20 protein-coding genes are annotated in these 15,506 nt (G+C 71.6%); 12 read left to right on the top strand and 8 right to left on the bottom strand.

Annotated features, from left to right (window positions below; translation table 11 throughout):
- Positions 1–74: 74 nt before the first annotated feature.
- Positions 75–437 (bottom strand): hypothetical protein, encoded by a 363-nt coding sequence (locus LZP97_RS13720; RefSeq protein WP_026137879.1) that lies wholly within the window; start codon positions 435–437, stop codon positions 75–77.
- Positions 438–446: 9 nt separating this feature from the next.
- Complete coding sequence (locus LZP97_RS13715; protein WP_010592164.1) at positions 447–680, bottom strand: hypothetical protein; 234 nt, start codon at positions 678–680, stop codon at positions 447–449.
- A gap of 213 nt (positions 681–893) precedes the next feature.
- On the opposite strand from LZP97_RS13715, the gene LZP97_RS13710 reads away from it, so the two are divergent.
- The 3 genes from LZP97_RS13710 to LZP97_RS13700 all read left to right on the top strand — a co-directional run bounded on the left by LZP97_RS13710 (position 894) and on the right by LZP97_RS13700 (position 1,781).
- The gene (locus LZP97_RS13710; RefSeq protein ID WP_010592163.1) at positions 894–1,157 is read left to right on the top strand and encodes a DUF6480 family protein; all 264 of its coding nucleotides are present in this window, start codon (positions 894–896) and stop codon (positions 1,155–1,157) included.
- A gap of 60 nt (positions 1,158–1,217) precedes the next feature.
- Positions 1,218–1,496, top strand: coding sequence for a microaggregate-binding protein 1 (gene mbp1 / locus LZP97_RS13705; protein ID WP_234575062.1), 279 nt, complete (start codon positions 1,218–1,220; stop codon positions 1,494–1,496).
- A gap of 84 nt (positions 1,497–1,580) precedes the next feature.
- Entirely contained in the window at positions 1,581–1,781 is a 201-nt protein-coding gene (locus LZP97_RS13700) for a hypothetical protein (protein WP_010592161.1), read from the top strand.
- Here the strand turns inward: LZP97_RS13700 and LZP97_RS13695 are convergent.
- The 3 genes from LZP97_RS13695 to LZP97_RS13685 form a co-directional block, all read right to left on the bottom strand.
- Positions 1,738–2,487 (bottom strand): PAS and ANTAR domain-containing protein, encoded by a 750-nt coding sequence (locus LZP97_RS13695; protein ID WP_017681244.1) that lies wholly within the window; start codon positions 2,485–2,487, stop codon positions 1,738–1,740. The genes LZP97_RS13700 and LZP97_RS13695 overlap by 44 nt on opposite strands.
- 59 nt (positions 2,488–2,546) lie before the next feature.
- Complete coding sequence (locus tag LZP97_RS13690; protein ID WP_017681243.1) at positions 2,547–3,119, bottom strand: type 1 glutamine amidotransferase domain-containing protein; 573 nt, start codon at positions 3,117–3,119, stop codon at positions 2,547–2,549.
- A gap of 63 nt (positions 3,120–3,182) precedes the next feature.
- Positions 3,183–4,721 (bottom strand): FAD-dependent oxidoreductase, encoded by a 1,539-nt coding sequence (locus tag LZP97_RS13685; protein WP_048772253.1) that lies wholly within the window; start codon positions 4,719–4,721, stop codon positions 3,183–3,185.
- A 113-nt stretch (positions 4,722–4,834) separates the two neighbouring features.
- Here LZP97_RS13685 and LZP97_RS13680 point away from each other — a divergent pair, with 113 nt between their 5' ends.
- The 6 genes from LZP97_RS13680 to LZP97_RS13655 all read left to right on the top strand — a co-directional run bounded on the left by LZP97_RS13680 (position 4,835) and on the right by LZP97_RS13655 (position 9,689).
- Positions 4,835–5,842, top strand: coding sequence for a DNA topoisomerase IB (locus LZP97_RS13680; RefSeq protein WP_040270840.1), 1,008 nt, complete (start codon positions 4,835–4,837; stop codon positions 5,840–5,842).
- Positions 5,843–5,932: 90 nt separating this feature from the next.
- Positions 5,933–6,391: a hypothetical protein gene (locus LZP97_RS13675; RefSeq protein WP_228287080.1), complete on the top strand. Its 459-nt coding sequence runs from the start codon at positions 5,933–5,935 to the stop codon at positions 6,389–6,391.
- Positions 6,388–7,617, top strand: coding sequence for an NRAMP family divalent metal transporter (locus LZP97_RS13670; protein ID WP_040270842.1), 1,230 nt, complete (start codon positions 6,388–6,390; stop codon positions 7,615–7,617). The genes LZP97_RS13675 and LZP97_RS13670 overlap by 4 nt, the downstream gene beginning before the upstream one ends.
- The gene (locus tag LZP97_RS13665; RefSeq protein ID WP_017681240.1) at positions 7,614–8,018 is read left to right on the top strand and encodes a hypothetical protein; all 405 of its coding nucleotides are present in this window, start codon (positions 7,614–7,616) and stop codon (positions 8,016–8,018) included. The genes LZP97_RS13670 and LZP97_RS13665 overlap by 4 nt, the downstream gene beginning before the upstream one ends.
- Positions 8,005–8,322, top strand: a complete 318-nt coding sequence (locus LZP97_RS13660) for a PRC-barrel domain-containing protein (protein ID WP_010592153.1) — start codon at positions 8,005–8,007, stop codon at positions 8,320–8,322. The genes LZP97_RS13665 and LZP97_RS13660 overlap by 14 nt, the downstream gene beginning before the upstream one ends.
- Before the next feature lie 185 nt (positions 8,323–8,507).
- Positions 8,508–9,689: a zinc-dependent alcohol dehydrogenase gene (locus tag LZP97_RS13655; RefSeq protein ID WP_040270845.1), complete on the top strand. Its 1,182-nt coding sequence runs from the start codon at positions 8,508–8,510 to the stop codon at positions 9,687–9,689.
- A 30-nt stretch (positions 9,690–9,719) separates the two neighbouring features.
- Here the strand turns inward: LZP97_RS13655 and surE are convergent, their stop codons facing one another.
- The 3 genes from surE to LZP97_RS13640 all read right to left on the bottom strand — a co-directional run bounded on the left by surE (position 9,720) and on the right by LZP97_RS13640 (position 12,203).
- A complete protein-coding gene (gene surE, locus LZP97_RS13650; protein WP_010592151.1) occupies positions 9,720–10,511 on the bottom strand; it encodes a 5'/3'-nucleotidase SurE in 792 nt (263 codons plus the stop codon).
- Between the two features lie 4 nt (positions 10,512–10,515).
- On the bottom strand, positions 10,516–11,490 hold the full coding sequence (locus tag LZP97_RS13645) for a PfkB family carbohydrate kinase (protein WP_010592150.1): 975 nt from the start codon (positions 11,488–11,490) through the stop codon (positions 10,516–10,518).
- A gap of 74 nt (positions 11,491–11,564) precedes the next feature.
- Positions 11,565–12,203 carry a DUF2231 domain-containing protein gene (locus LZP97_RS13640; RefSeq protein WP_017681239.1) on the bottom strand — a complete coding sequence of 213 codons (639 nt, stop codon included), beginning with the start codon at positions 12,201–12,203 and terminating at the stop codon, positions 11,565–11,567.
- Between the two features lie 72 nt (positions 12,204–12,275).
- On the opposite strand from LZP97_RS13640, the gene LZP97_RS13635 reads away from it, so the two are divergent.
- From LZP97_RS13635 to LZP97_RS13625, 3 genes are read left to right on the top strand one after another with little or no spacing between them, the layout of a single operon-like run.
- Positions 12,276–13,355 (top strand): NAD-dependent epimerase/dehydratase family protein, encoded by a 1,080-nt coding sequence (locus LZP97_RS13635; RefSeq protein ID WP_010592148.1) that lies wholly within the window; start codon positions 12,276–12,278, stop codon positions 13,353–13,355.
- A gap of 35 nt (positions 13,356–13,390) precedes the next feature.
- Entirely contained in the window at positions 13,391–13,849 is a 459-nt protein-coding gene (locus LZP97_RS13630; RefSeq protein ID WP_010592147.1) for an SRPBCC family protein, read from the top strand.
- On the top strand, positions 13,846–15,441 hold the full coding sequence (locus LZP97_RS13625; protein ID WP_040270847.1) for a phytoene desaturase family protein: 1,596 nt from the start codon (positions 13,846–13,848) through the stop codon (positions 15,439–15,441). Before LZP97_RS13630 ends, LZP97_RS13625 begins: the two co-directional genes overlap by 4 nt.
- Positions 15,442–15,506: the final 65 nt, after the last annotated feature.

Raw genomic sequence — 15,506 nt, 5'->3', positions numbered from 1 at the left:
GCGCCGCGCCCCGGGACGGAGGAATAGCCCGGGCGGGTGTTCCCGAAACACGCCCGGCGGGCGTCCTCGCCGGCTCACCCCGTGACGAGGACGCCGGACGAGATCGTCCCGTACACCAGGGTCAGGATCATCAGCCCCCAGCCCGTGCCGTGCCAGATCGGCCATGTCCCGCCCGAGCGCCACACCCGGTAGGTCTGCACGAATGCGCCGACCGCGCCGAGGAGCAGGATCGCCGTGGGGCCGAGGGCCAGGACCAGCCGTGCCGGGTCGGTGCACACGAGGAACTCCTCGTCGGCGCACCGGTCACCGTTCGCGGCGGCCCAGATCACCACCGCCGCCATCAGCAGCAGGGCCGCGACCACGACGACGGCCGCATAGCGCACCGCCGAGCGCGCGGTGCGGGGATCCCGCCATCGCTTCTCCACATCCTGTGTCACACTGTCTCCTCATGCTCGGTCGGTGAGCGCACTCTGCCCCGATTGCCGGGCGCAGTGGGCGCAGCAGAACATGGTGCCGTCGGCTTCGACGCCGTGGCCGAGAATGCGGCAACCGCAGTGCGCGCACTGCGGCGCCATCGCCTGTGCCGCACATTCGAAACTGTCGAATGTGCCGGAGACGTCGCCTCGGGTCACGGTGAAGGTCTTGTCGTAGTCGTTGCCGCACGTATCGCACGTGGTCATCACGGTCCTCCTCTCCGGATGTCCGGTCCTGTGGATCGGGTGCCCGGCGCCCGGACCCCTCAAACTGCTCGTCGTCGCCGGCCCTCCACGCCCGTCGTCACCCGGCCGTTTGGCCGGAGACGGTGCGGGAATTCTCCGAGGGATGGGGTGCCCGCTGCGGTCGCGAACCCGTCGGTTCCGGGGTCACCGGCCGCCGAGAGAAAGGAGTGGGTGATGAACGCACCCGATCCGCGCAACATCCCCGATCCGCAGGCACATTCCGGTACCGATCCCGATCCTGCCCGCACACCCGATCTGGAGCCCGGCGGCGGGGTGGCACCGGGGTCGACGCCGCCGGACTCGGGAACCACCTCCGGACTGTCGGCGCCCGAGCCGCGCACTCGGAACAACTTTCCGCCCACCGGCGTCCTCGCGATCGGTGCGGTCGCGCTGATCGTCGTTCTCTTCCTCGTGGTGATCGTGGGAATTCTGCTGTAGGCGGCGCAGGTTCGGCTGCCGCACGCGCGCGTGGTTTGCCGGAGTCCGCCGAGGGTATTCCTGGCTCGCAAGCGAGGAACGCCGACGAGGGAGAGTCGCACGGCAGAGAACACGAGCGGACCGAGCGAAGGCGTGAAGGGCGTCGTCGAAGACGTCAAGGGAAAGGCCAAGGAGGCGGCCGGCGCCGTCGCCGGCAACGACGAGCTCACCCGGGAGGGGCGGGCCCAGCAGGACAAGGCGGACAGCCAGCGCGAGGCCGCGAAGAAGGAAGCCGAGGCCGAGAAGGCCCGCGCCGACGCCGACGTGGACGAAGCACGGCAGCGCTCGCATCAGCAGTGACGGGGAGCGGCCCCCGGGTCGCGCCCGTCGTTCGTCCCACGACCCGGGGGCCGCTCGGCTCCCGGGTCTTCGTCCCTAGGAGCAATGATGCGCATTCTGACGTTCGTGGTGCTGGTGTGGCTGGTGATCGGAGCGGTTGCGGCGGGCCAGCGCGGATACTTCACGGAAGCCGAACAGAACTGCGCCGACTTCGCCACCGTCGCGGTGACGGTGATCGCGGGACCGCTGAACTACGCCGGGGTCAATCCGAAGGTGGAGTGCGAGCTTCCGCAGCCGAGTCCGTGACCGGACCTGGAGGCGTCTGCACAGACGGGACGCGCTCGTGCACGGTCATGAGCAGATGGTCGAACTCGTTGCGGAACGTCGTCGGTACGTCGAGTCCGGTGGAGACGTCCCGGACGAGCTGCTCGGCGAGCGCGCGGAGCTTGACATTCGACTCCTGCGACCGCCAGGCGAGGATCTCGAAGGCGTGATCCGCCTGGATCCGGTAGACCGCCATGATCATGCCCTTGGCCTGTTCGATGACGGCACGGTCGTGCGCGAGTGCCGAGACCGCCTCGTCGACGCCCTCGCGGACCTCGTCCTCGTACGCGTCGGACAGGTCCACATAGAACCCGGCCGTGCCGACGATCCGTCCGCACTCGTCCAGCAGACGGTCGGCGACCACGACCACCGGCCGGACCTTGCCGTGCGCATCGACGATGCGGTGCCGGCCGCTGAACGGCTCGCCGTTGCGCTGCATGGCGCCCAGCAGGGCTGCGACCTGGACCTTGTCGTCGGGGTGCTTGTGCTTCAGCAGCAGTTCGGTGGTCGGCCGTACGGTCCCGGGGGTGTACCCGTGCATCCGTGCCACGTCGTCCGACCATTCCCACGTGTCGTCGCCGATCAGATAGCGGAAACTGCCGACCCGCTGCGGCTTCACACTCGCGAACACCTGTTCGAAGGCGTCGCCCGCCCTCGTGTCGCTGATGCGCGTGCTCGGTTCACTCACGCACCGATTATGCCCCCGGAAGCGCGCACGACCGCCGGGGTCGCATGGGGGGACCCGAGCTAACCGGCGCGCTGCTCCGCGTTCGCGAACACCTCGACGAGGGTCGTGCAGAACGCGGGCAGATCCTTCGGATTGCGGCTCGACACCAGGTTCCCGTCGACGACCACCTCCTCGTCGACCACGTTTCCGCCCGCGTTGCGGATATCCGTGCGGACACTCGGGTAGGACGTCAGGGTCCGTCCCCGGACCACGTCGGCCTCGACCAGCGTCCAGGGGCCGTGACAGATCACCGCGACGGGCCGGCCCGACTCGACGAAGTCCCGTACGAACGCCACGGCGGTGGAGTCCTGGCGCAGGTGATCGGGGTTGGTGGTGCCACCGGGCAGGATCAGCGCGTCGAAGTCCGACACCGACGCCTCCTGCACCGCCTGGTCGACCCGGTATCTTCCGGCCGCGTTCACGTCGGACTTCATGGCCTGGATCTCGCCGGGTTCGAGCGACAGCAGGCGCACCGTACCGCCCGCTTCCTCGACCGCGCGCCGCGGCTCCACCAGCTCGACCTCCTCGACACCGTTCGTGGCGAGGACGGCCACGGTGCGTCCCGCCAGCCGGCCGTTTCCTGGATCACTCATCGCCGAGTTGTCCTTTCGTCGTGGTTCACCGGTCGCGTACCCGACGCCGGCAACGGGGAAACGTCACTCCCGCGGCAGGTCCCGGGTGGCGGGACCCTCGAGCAGGCCCCCGTCCGCGGCGAAGCGGGAGCCGTGCAGCGGACAGTCCCAGGAGGCTTCGGCATCGTTCCACCGCAGCACACCGCCCAGGTGCGGGCACACCGCGGAGACCCGGTGCGTGGTGCCGTCCACGGTGCACACCCCGACCGGGCGGAGCTTGTCCCGGCGAACCTCGCCGCTGCCGTCGGGCGGCGGCGCGCCGTCCCCGGACAACTCGGCACGCATCCATCCGCGCGTCATCTCCACCGCCACGGCGGCATTGAGACGGGTCGCGGCCGGGAGGTCGAAAACCTGCGTGGGATTCCAGGACTGGAACGCCGATCCCCACTCCGGGGCCGCCTCGCCGAGGATGCGGTCCGCCAGCAACCGGGCCGCAGCCACCCCGTTCGTCATTCCCCACTTGCCGTACCCGGTCCCCACGAGCAACCGGTCGTTTCCGGGTAGCAGCGGACCCACGTACGGCAGATGGTCGAGCGTCGAATAGTCCTGCGCCGACCAGCGTGCCACGGTCTTCGCGCCGGGGAAGTGGCGGCCCGTCCACGCGACGAGATCGTCCGCGGCGCCGCGATGATCGTGTGCCCGCCCGACGGTGTGCCCGTTGCCGCCCACGAGGAAGTACTGCCCCCCGTACGCCGTGCGCAGCGAGCGCGTCGGCGAATCCACGGACAGGTACATGCCGCTCGGGACGTCGCCCGGCACTTCGAATGCGGCCGCATACGACCGTTGGGGCTCGAGGCGGGCGAAGAATCCGCCGCGATCGAGGATCGGTGTCCCCGTTGCGAGCACGATGTGCCCGGCCCGCACCTCGCCGCGATCGGTGACGGCCACGCATCCGTTCCGGTCCGAGCGGACCTTCCGGACCCGACAGCCGGTGAACAGCGCGCCACCGCGTTCCCGGAATTCCCGGACCAGTTCGTGCAGCAACGGCATCGGATCGATCTGCGACTGGTCCGCCAGCGTCACCGCGGCGGCCACGGGGTACGGCAGTTCCGTCTCGGTCGTCATGCGGGCGTCGAGCCCGGCGGCGCGGCAGGCCTCGTACTCGGCGCGCACCGTGGCGGCGCCCTCCTCCCCGGCGCTGTAGGTGAAGGCCGCCGCGGATTCGATCGGCAGATCCCGTTCGCGGCACAGCTGCACCACCCACCGTTGGGCCTCGAGGTTGCCGGCCACGTAGTTGCGCAGGACGTCGCGCGAATGGCCCCTGGCGATACTCGAGAGGGTGCTGCCCTGCAGCAGGCTGACCTTGCCGGTGGTGTTGCCGGTGGTGACGGCGCCGACCGTGCGGGCCTCGAGGACGGCCACGCGGTGCCCGGCGCGCGCGAGCAGGAGAGCGGTCACCACTCCGGTGAGGCCGGCCCCGGCCACGACGGTGTCGAAGCGGGCCGGACCCTCGGGCCACGGAGTGTCGTCGAGGCGGGCGGTGTCGTCGAGGCGGGCGGTGTCGTCGAGGCGGGCGGTGTCGGTGCGGGCGGTGCCGGTGCGGGAGAGCCACAGGGAGGTCACCTGTGGGGAATGCCCCGTGCCGCGGACGGGAAACCTGCGATTGTCCGGGTGCCCGCAGGGGTATCCGCGGCGCAGCGCGCCGGTGGACGAGTGCGCGAGGAGGAGCGACCGGGATGCGAGTGCGGCGGAGCAACCCGTTCGGTCCCGGCATCCGGCGGGTGCGGCGCGGGCGGGGCTTCACCTATCAGGACGCCGACGGCAATCGTGTGACCGACGAGGCCGTCCTCGCCCGTATCGACGAACTCGTCATCCCTCCGGCGTGGCGCAAGGTGTGGATCTGTCCCCACCCCGACGGGCACATCCAGGCCGTGGGCATCGACGCCGCCGGTCGGCGCCAGTACCTGTACCACCAGCGGTGGCGCGAGGAGCGTGACGAGGAGAAGCACGACCGGGTCCTGGCGATGGCGGCCCGGCTGCCGGCCTGGCGGGACCGGGTGCAGGCCGACCTGACCGAGCGGGGGGTCGGGCGGCGCCGGGCCGAGGCGGTGGCGCTGCGGTTGCTGGACCGGGCCGTGTTCCGGGTGGGTGGGGAGGAGTACGCGGCCGAGAACGGAACCTACGGGGTCGCGACGTTGCTGCGCAGCCACGTGCGGCTGCGTGATACCGCCCTGACGTTCGACTACCCGGCCAAGGGCGGAATCCGGCGGGTCGTCACGGTCGACGACGCCGACCTGGCGACGGCTGTCCGGGCGCTGCGCCGGGTCCGCAGGGGGCCCGGCCGGCTGCTGGTCTACCGCGACGGTGACGCGATCCGCGAGTTGCACGCGGACGACGTCAACGCCCGGTTCAAGGAGCTCGCCGGTGAGGACTGCAGTGCGAAGGATCTGCGCACGTGGGGTGCGACGGTGCTGGCCGCCGCGGCCTTCGCCGAGCACGACGTGCCTGGGAGTCGGCGCGGCCGGGCGCGGGTCGAGGCGGCCGTGATGCGGGCGGTCTCGGAGGAGCTCGGCAACACCCCCGCCGTGGCACGGGCCTCGTACGTCGACCCGCGCGTGGTGCGGGCCTGGGCGGAGGGCCGCACGATCCGTGCCGCACTGCGGCGAGCCGGAAAGTGCGGCGATCCGGACGAATCCCGGGCCGTCGTCGAGCGCGCCGTGATCCGGCTGCTGCGCCGGTCCTGAGTCCGCCCGCGTGTTTCGACGCGGGCGCGGCGCGGTATCCGGCAGTGCCCGCTCGTGGACCCGCGGGCATCGGACTGCGAGGTGGATCCGGTGGGAGCAGGGTACGGGAGCGTGGGGCGGACGGTCGCCGCATGGCTCGTCGCATCGGCCGCGGTGCTGAGCGGCTGTGCGGGGCTGCCGGGTGGCGCGGAGGGTGACCTCTCGCGGGCCGCAGCGCAATCCGCCTCGGCCACCGCCTCCGCGGGACTGGCGATGGAACTGGTGTCCGAGCACCGCACCACCCGCGCCCACGCCGTGACCGTGCTGTCGGACGCACTCGACGAGGTGCTCGCCGCCTACTCGGCCGTGGCTGCGGTCGAGGTCGCCACCGGGCAGCAGGCGGCGCACCGCGCCGCGCTTCTCGACCGGATCGATGCCGCCGCCACCGTCCTCGGCGAGGCCCGCGCTCGAACGGACGCCGTCGCCACAGCCCCGCCCGCGTCGGACCTGACGGGCCGCCTGGCCGATCTCACCGGCTACCTGTCCGAGTTCGCGGAGGGACGCCGATGAAGAGACTCCTCGGTGTCGCCCTCGGAATCCTCACGGCCATCGGCGGCTTCCTCGACATCGGCGACATGGTCACCAACGCCGTGGTGGGCTCGCGGTTCGGGCTGGGCCTGGTCTGGGTCGTCGTCCTCGGGGTCGGCGGCATCTGCCTGTACGCGAGCATGGCCGGGCGCGTCGCCGCGGTGAGCGGCCGCGCGACCTTCGAGATCATCCGGGAACGGCTCGGCCCGCGCGCGGCGCTGGCGAACCTCGCTGCGTCCTTCCTGATCAATCTGCTGACCCTGACCGCCGAGGTCGGTGGGGTGGCCCTGGCCCTGCAACTGGCCGCGGGGACGGGACCGCTGATGTGGATGCCCGTGGCGGCGTTCGCGGTGTGGCTCGTGATCTGGCGGGTGCGGTTCTCGGTGATGGAGAACGTCACGGGACTGCTGGGCCTGTGTCTGATCGTGTTCGCCGTCGCGTTGTTCCTGACGGGCCCGGACTGGGGAGAACTCACCGGTCAGGCTTTCGCGCCCGCGATCCCCGAGTCCGAGGCGACGTCCGTGTACTGGTTCTACGCCGTCGCCCTCTTCGGTGCCGCGATGACCCCGTACGAGGTGTTCTTCTTCTCCTCCGGCGCCGTGGAGGAGCGGTGGACGGTCGCCGATCTCGCCCGCTCCCGGATCAACGTGGCGGTGGGGTTCCCGCTCGGTGGGATCCTGTCGGTCGCGATCGCCGGATGCGCCGCGGTGGTTCTTCTTCCCCGCGGCATCGAGGTGACGTCGCTGTCGGAGGTCGTGATGCCCGTCGTGGTGGCCGGGGGCACGCTCGCGTTGGCGTTCGTCCTCGTCGGGATCGTCGCGGCGACCTTCGGGGCGGCGCTCGAGACCACCCTGTCGAGCGGGTACACGCTCGCGCAGTTCTTCGGGTGGTCGTGGGGCAAGTTCCGGCGGCCGGCGGAGGCAGCCCGGTTCCACCTGTCGATGATGATCGCCCTGGTCGTCGGTCTCGCGGTGCTGGCGACCGGGGTGGACCCGATCCTGGTCACCGAGGTGTCGGTGGTGTTCTCGGCGGTTGCCCTGCCGCTGACCTACCTGCCGATCCTCCTGGTCGCGAACGACCGCGAGTACATGGGAGAACACGTCAACGGACCGGTCGTCAACGCGCTCGCCCTCGCCTACCTTCCGGTGATCGTGGTCGCGTCGATCGCAGCGGTGCCGTTGCTGGTGATGACGGGAGCGGGAGCATGAACGAATCCGGACGGCTGCCCGAGGCGCCGCTGCGCGGCCGGCTCGTCGATGCCCGGCTGCATCTGCTCGACCGGCTGGTCGTGGACGTCGACGGCCGGCCGGTGACCACCGTCGACGATGTCGACCTGGCCGGGGTCGAGGTGGGGACGGACGTCGACCCCGCCGCGCCGGCACCGACGGTGCGGGCAATTCTGAGCGGAAACGCGCTTCCCACGAGGATATTCGGCGGCCGACCGCCCGATTCCCGACTCGACACGATCGACTGGTCGGACGTCGCCCGGCTGGGCACCACGGTGGAGTTGCGCGTGACCGGTGACCGGCTGGACCACCTGTGGGTCGAGCGGTGGGTCCGGGACCGCATCGTCGCGCGCATCCCCGGAGGTCGTCGTGCGCCTCAGTGAACTCGTCGGGGCGCGGGTGCACGACGCGGACGGTCGTCGCGTGGGTTTCGCCGTCGATGTGCGGTTCGTGGAGTCGCCGCAGAACCGGCTGCGGCTCGAGGGCCTGCTCGTCAGCCCGAGTTCGAGCGGCTCCTTCCTCGGCTACGAACGCACGGAGGAGATCCGGCCCGCGCTGATCGCCCGGTATCTGCGGTGGCGTCACCGTGGTGCGTTCCTCGTGCTGTGGCGCGACGTGCGCCGGGTCGGTGACGGCCGGGTCGAGCTGCGGCCGGGGTATTCGCGCTGGTCGCCGATGCTGCGGTAGGGCAGGGAAGGTTTGCGCCCCGCCGTGCGGGGTAGGCGGTTCGAGCCGGCGTTGTGCCGCGTAGCCCACGAGGAAGAGAGCCCGGCACGGCCGGGGTGAGAAGAGCCCGGCACGGCCGGGGTGAGAAGAACCCGGCACGGCCGGGGTGAGAAGAACCCGGCACGACCGGGGCGAGAGGAGCGGCGATGAAGGCAGTGACATGGCAGGGCAAGCGGAAGGTGAGCGTCGACACGGTCCCCGATCCGAAGATCGAGCAGCCCACCGACGCGATCATCCGTGTGACGACCACCAACATCTGCGGTTCGGATCTGCATCTGTACGAGGTGCTCGGGCCGTTCATGTCGCCGGGGGACATCCTCGGGCACGAACCCATGGGCATCGTCGAGGAGGTCGGGGCGGACGTCACGAAGATCAAACCTGGTGACCGCGTGGTCATTCCGTTCCAGATCTCGTGCGGCAGCTGTTTCATGTGCGGGGACGGCCTGTTCTCCCAGTGCGAGACCACGCAGGTGCGGGACCAGGGATCCGGTGCGGCGCTGTTCGGGTACTCGAAGCTGTACGGGAGCGTTCCCGGCGGCCAGGCGCAGTATCTGCGTGTGCCGCATGCGGATTCGACCCACATCTCGGTTCCGGAGGGGCCGTCGGACTCGCGGTTCGTCTACCTGTCCGACGTGCTGCCCACCGCGTGGCAGGCCGTGGAGTACGCGCACGTTCCCGACGGCGGTTCGGTGACGGTGCTCGGCCTCGGACCCATCGGTGAGATGGCCGGGCGGATCGCGGTGCACCACGGCTACCGGGTGATCGGTGTCGACATGGTGCCCGAGCGGCTCGGGCGGGCCGCCACGCGCGGCATCGAGACCATCGACCTGAAGGAGGCCGGGAACTCGCTGGGCGAGATGATCCGGGACCGCACGGACGGCCGTGGCACGGATTCGGTGATCGACGCCGTCGGCATGGAGGCCCACGGGTCACCCGTCGCGATGGCGATGCAGACCGCGACGGGCCTGCTGCCCTCCGCGCTGTCGGCGCCGCTGATGACCCACGTCGGCATCGATCGTCTGCACGCCCTCTACACCGCGATCGACGTGGTACGGCGGGGCGGCACGATCTCGCTCAGCGGCGTGTACGGCGGCATGACCGACCCGATGCCGATGATGACCCTGTTCGACAAGCAGATCCGGCTGCGGATGGGTCAGGCGAACGTCAACAACTGGGTGCCGCAGATCATGCCGCTGCTCACCGACGACGATCCGCTCGGTGTGGACACCTTCGCCACGCACCGGCTGCCGCTGTCGGACGCCCCGCACGCGTACGAGATCTTCCAGCGCAAGCAGGAGGGGGCGATCAAGATCCAGCTCGAACCCTGACCGGGTTCCCGGCTTTCGGTGCCGCCGGGGTCACCCCAGGTCGGCCGCGGTGCGCGGCAGATCCTCGGTGGCGACGTCGGCGGCCTCGAAAGGCGACCGCAGCACCGTCGCGGTCGCCCAGCCCTGGGCGAGCAGGCCCGCATCCGTGTCCTCGGACTCGTCGGCCCGGATGTCGCTGAACGTCACCGTCACGAACCGGCGGTCGTCGTCGTCCGGGGTCTGGTCCGACTCGCCGATGTCGGCCTGCACGGCACCGAATGCAGCGAGCGGTGCCGTGCGCAGCCCCCGCAGCTCGCTCAGCGGGACGTCGGGCACGTTGACGTTGAGCACGGTGCCCGGCACGCCCTGGCCCAGCACCCATTGCAGGGCATGCCGGGCGATGACCTCCGCGCCGTCCCAGTGTTCGTGGACCGATCCCGCCAGGGACACGGCCAGGGCCAGACTGCCGTGGTTGGCGCCGGTCAGCGCCGCGCCGACCGTTCCGGAGTGCAGGATCGCATGACCGGTGTTGGGGCCGTGATTGATCCCGGAGAGCACGATGTCGGGCCGGGGACCGAAGGCGCCGTACATCGAGACGAAGGTGATCAGTGCCGGCGACGCCTCCACGGCGAGCACCGTCGTGTCCGGCAGGTCCGGGAACGTGCGCGGCGAGACGACGAGCCGGCCGTCCTCCTCGAGGGCGCTGAGCGAGGCGCTGGCGCCGCTGCGTTCGGCGTGCGGCGCGGCGACCACCACGTCGAGACCGGCCTCGACCGCCACCCGGCTGAGCACCGAGATGCCGTGACTGTCCACCCCGTCGTCGTTGACGATCAGCGCTCTCACGTGACTACCTCCCCTTCTTCCCCTTCGCGAACGGCCGGACCTCGACGCTCTCGGCGACCTTGGCGACGAGTTCTCGCTGCCCGGTGGCCAGCCCGTGCCGGGTGACGTTGACGGCGCCCGCGGCCGCCCCGAGCCGGAGGGCCTCGGCGAGGGGCCGCCCGGCAGCCAGCGCAGCTCCGATCCCCGCGGTCATGGAGTCGCCGGCGCCGCGGTGGTCGGCAATGTTCAGCGGCGGCGAGACGATCTCCATCAGTTCGTCGTCGACGAGCGCGAGCGCCGGGTCGCCGGCACGGGAGAGCACCACGTTCCGGGCCCCCTGGGCGACGAGTTCCTTCATCGCGGCGATCAGGTCGTCGACGTCGTCGGACCGGGCGCGACCGTCTTCGATGAGATCCTCGTGGCTGACCTTGAGCACGCTGAGGCCGCCCTCGAGCGCCGCGGTCATCGTCGGACCGGACAGATCGGCGACGACGGGGACGTTCATCGCGGTCAGGTCGGCGGCCAGCCGGGTGTAGACGTCGTGCGGTATCGCCTCGTCGCAGTGCGGGCCGCCGAGCAGCGCCACGTCCGCGTCGAGACCCTCGGACAGTGCCGCACCGAACAGGTCGTCGGCCTCGTGCCGGTTGAGTGTCGGCGGCGGGACCTCGACGATCTCCTCGCGCTCGCCGCCGCGACGGTCGTGCACGTACGAGCCGTTCTGCCCGGCGGTGACCACCGGCCGCACCGACACGCCCTCGCGTGCGATGAGATCGCTGACGACGGGACCGGTCTCGCCACCGAAGGTGCCGCACAGCCGCACGTTCAGGCCGAGGGTGGCTGCCATGCGGGCAATCCAGAACCCCTGCCCGCCGGCGTGGATGTGCAGTTCCGGGACGTCGGACGGCGACGACTCGATGGTGACGGTGAGCAGCGGGGTGGGAGCGAAAACGAAGGCGGAGGGGGCACTGTCGTCGTTGCCGTCTCGGGGCGGGGGAGTCATGCGGATCCTTCGGAGAGAGGTGGACGCGCCGCCCGTGGGGACGGGCGTGCAGTTCGGATGGCGGTGTCGGCCCGTCAGGCTGTTCCGTCGGGCGAGCCCGCGAGGACGGGATCGTAGGCGGGAGCGTTCGGCACCTCGGCCGGGCGCACGTTGGCGCCGAGCGAATACGCGAGGTGACCGCCCAGCAGACCACCCAGTCCGATCAGTGCCGCGCCGGCGGCGCTGAGTGCCACCGCGCCGGGGGCGTTGAGTGCCACCGCGCCGGGGGCGTTGAGTGTCACCGCGCCGGGGGTGCGCCCGCGCCGCCGGCGGCGGTAGGACAGGGCCATCAGGGCCGCTCCGGTGCCGTTGACCACCGCATGGATCAGCCCGACCCGGCGCTGCACGGTGTCGGTGTGTACCCAGTCGACCCAGCCGGCCAGGACCGTCGGCGGAGTCGCCAGCAGTCCGAGCCCGATCAGCCGCCGCGCGGCCTCGGGTTGCCGCAGGGCGTCGAAGGCGACGGCCGCGGTCCATGCCCCGATGGGCACGGTCACGAGTGCCGGATGCAGTGGGTGACCCACCGGCGTCCCGTGGAGCACGGCGCCGACCGGAGTGTCCGCCAGCCGCGAGAGCTGCCTGCCCAACAGTTCGGCGGGGCCGTCCAGCCACGTCGCCGATTCCGTCCCGGAATAGAGGATCTCCATCTGCGAGCCCGTCATGCCCACGGGCATACCCGTCCCCGAGCGGGTGAAACCTGCCACGACGGGTGTACGACGCAGCCCGGTGGGGTAACTCCTGCGATCATGGGACAGCGCATCGTGATCACCGGCGCCAGCGGCAACGTCGGCACCGCCCTGCTGCGACGACTCGCTCTGCGATCGGAACCGCCGGAGATCGTCGCCGTCGCCCGCCGCGTGCCACCGGCCACCGAACCCTACGGCGAGATGACCTGGCACAGCATCGACCTCGCCGCGCCCGACGCCGGGACCAGGCTGCGCCCGGTCGTCGAGGGCGCCGACGCCGTCGTGCACCTGGCCTGGGGCTTCCAGCCCTCGCACCGCCGGGACTACCTGCGCCGCACCGGGGTGGACGGCACCGCAGCCGTGATCGACGCCGTCCTCGCCGCGGGTGTCGGGCATCTGGTCCACATGTCCTCGGCTGCGGTGTACGCGGCCGGGGCGTACGGCCGTGCGGTCGACGAGTCGTGGCCCGCGACCGGCATCGACTCGTGCGCGTACAGCGTCGACAAGGTCGCGGCGGAGCGGCTGCTCGACCGACGCGTCGCGGACGCGGCCGCGGCGCCGACCGTCACCCGGTTCCGGCCGGGATTCATCGGTCAGTACGCGGGTGGCAGTGCGTTGCGACGCTACGCGGTGCCGGGATACGTGCCCGACCTGGTGCTCCGTCACCTACCGTTGCTGCCCGTGGACCCCGGAACGACGATCCCCGCCGTGCACGCCGACGACGTGGCCGCCGCCCTCGACGTCGCTCTGGAGCGGCGCGCACCGGGGGTGTTCAACCTCGCGACGCCCGAACCGCTGCGGGCGGCCGACATCGCCGGCGCGTTCGGGGCGCGGGCCGTCCCGCTGCCGCGGCAGGTACTGCGTGCCGTCGTCGAGGCGACCTGGCAGGCCCACCTGCAACCGATCGCCGGTGGCTGGATCGACCTGGCGTACAACACCCCGATGCTGAACTGCGACCGGGCCCGCCGGGACCTGGACTGGGAACCGACCGTCCCGGGTCCCCGGGTGTGGCGCGAGGCCATTGCGGGTATGCAGGCCGAGGCCGGCACCGACAGCCCGGTCCTGCGCAGTCGCGGACCGCTCGAGACGATGAGCGCCCTGCTCGGGCGGGGGACCGTCGGGCGCCGCGTGCCGCCGTGACCACTCGCGGCGGAGCGACGAGAGAGGGTATCGGGATGAGTGAGACGGCGCAGCGCGACACCACGGCGACGTCGCAGCAGGTGTGGGACGTCCTCGCCGACGGCTGGTCGTACGCGAGCTGGGTGGTGGGGGCCTCCCGGATCCGGGCGGTGGACGACACGTGGCCGGCGGTGGGCAGCCGCATCCACCACTCGGTGGGGGTGTGGCCCGCCCTGCTGAACGACCACACCGAGGTGGTGGCGTCGGTTCCCGGCAAGGAGCTGAAGCTGCGTGCGCGGGCGTGGCCGGCCGGACAGGCCGAGATCACCATGCGCCTGCACGAGCGACCCGGCGGTTGCCGGATCGAGATGGCGGAGAAGGCCGCCGCCGGCCCGGGTCAGCTCGTTCCCGATGCGATCCAGGCCCGGCTGGTGCTGCCGCGCAACATCGAATGCCTGCGCCGGCTCGTCCTCATGGCCGAACGCGCCACCGAGCCGAAGGGCGTCGGCGAGTGAGTACCGAGACCGTCGATGCCGTCGTCGTCGGCGCCGGTCAGAACGGCCTGACGGCCGCGGCCGTGCTCGCCGACGCCGGGTGGGACGTCCTGGTGCTCGAGGAACAGCACGAGGTCGGCGGCGCAGTCCGCACGGCGGAACTGCACCCGGGCTTCCGGATGGACCTGTTCAGCGCCTTCTATCCCCTCGCGGCGGCCTCCCCGGCCTTCCGCGCGCTCGACCTGTCCTCGCACGGGTTGCGGCTGCGCCGGGCGCCGAGGGTGTACGGGCACGCCGCCGGTCCGCACGACGAGGACGCCGCGGTGGTCTTCCCGGACGTCACCGAGACCGCGGCCGAACTCGAACGGCGGCATCCCGGCGACGGCAGCACCTGGATCCGGCTGACCGAGCAGTGGAAAGACATCCGTGAACCGTTCCTGAGCGCCCTGTTCGAACCCTTCCCGCCCGTGCGCGGCCCGGCGGGGCTGATCCGCCGACTCGGTACCGCGGACGCTCTGCGCTTCGTCCGGATGCTGGCGCTGCCGGCGCGCCGGATGTCCGAGGAATTGTTCGGTGGCGAACATGCGCGGCTGCTGCTGCTCGGCAACGCGATGCACGCCGACACTCCCGTCGACTCGGCGGGCAGCGGAATCATGGGGTACGTGCTGACCATGCTCGCGCAGGATGTGGGCTATCCGGTGCCCGAGGGCGGGGCCGGGGAGCTCGCGGCGGCCCTGGCGCGTCGCGGCGAACACAGCGGGGCCCGGATACTGTGCGGCCGGAAGGTCACCGGCATCGAGGTCGGCGGCGGCAGGGTGACCGAGGTCCGCACCGAGCAGGGCGAACGCGTCCGGGTCCGGCGGGCGGTACTGGCCGACGTGTCCGCGCCGGCGCTGTTCGGCTCGCTCCTGCCCGCGGACGCCGTGCCCGCCGCCGTCCGGGACGACCTGCGGCGCTTCGAGTGGGACACACCCGTCGTGAAGGTGAACTACGCGTTCGACCGGCCGATTCCGTGGCGCTCGCAGGCACTCGCGACGGCCGGGACCGTCCATCTCGGCGCCGACGCCGACGGTCTCGTGCACTGGTCGGCCGACCTGGCGACCGGCCGCGTGCCGGAGCACCCGTTCATCATCTTCGGTCAGATGACCACCACCGATCCGGCCCGCTCCCCGGAGGGGACGGAAAGCGCCTGGGCGTACACCCACCTGCCGCGCGGTGTCGCCGACGACGCCTCTGCCGAGGAGCTCGCCCGGCGCGTCGACGCGGAGCTCGAGGCACACGCTCCGGGGGTGCTGGGCTCGATCGTGCACCGCAGCGTGCAGCGTCCCCGCGACCTCGAGGCCGCCAACGCGAACCTGGTCGGCGGCGCGGTCAACGGCGGCACCGCTCAGATCCATCAGCAGCTCGTGTTCCGGCCGTTGCCCGGCTTCGGTGGTCCCCGCACGCCGGTCGAGGGCGTGTATCTGGCCGGATCGTCGACTCACCCCGGCGGCGGTGTGCACGGCATGTGCGGGTGGAACGCGGCCCGCGCAGCCCTGCGTGACCACGGCGTGGGCGGCAGGCTGCGCCGGCGGCTGAACGAGGCGATCTCGGACGTGCTGACGCGCAGCTGATTTCCCGATGCCGTTGCCGACGCGATTGAGCAGTCCGCCGAACGGGTATCAGTAGGCATGGGAAT

The sequence above is a fragment of the Rhodococcus sp. DMF-1 genome, from assembly GCF_021441945.1.
Taxonomy (GTDB): domain Bacteria; phylum Actinomycetota; class Actinomycetes; order Mycobacteriales; family Mycobacteriaceae; genus Rhodococcus; species Rhodococcus ruber.
Note: the sequence above shows the minus strand (reverse complement) of the source record. Positions and strands in the feature narration are given on the sequence as shown.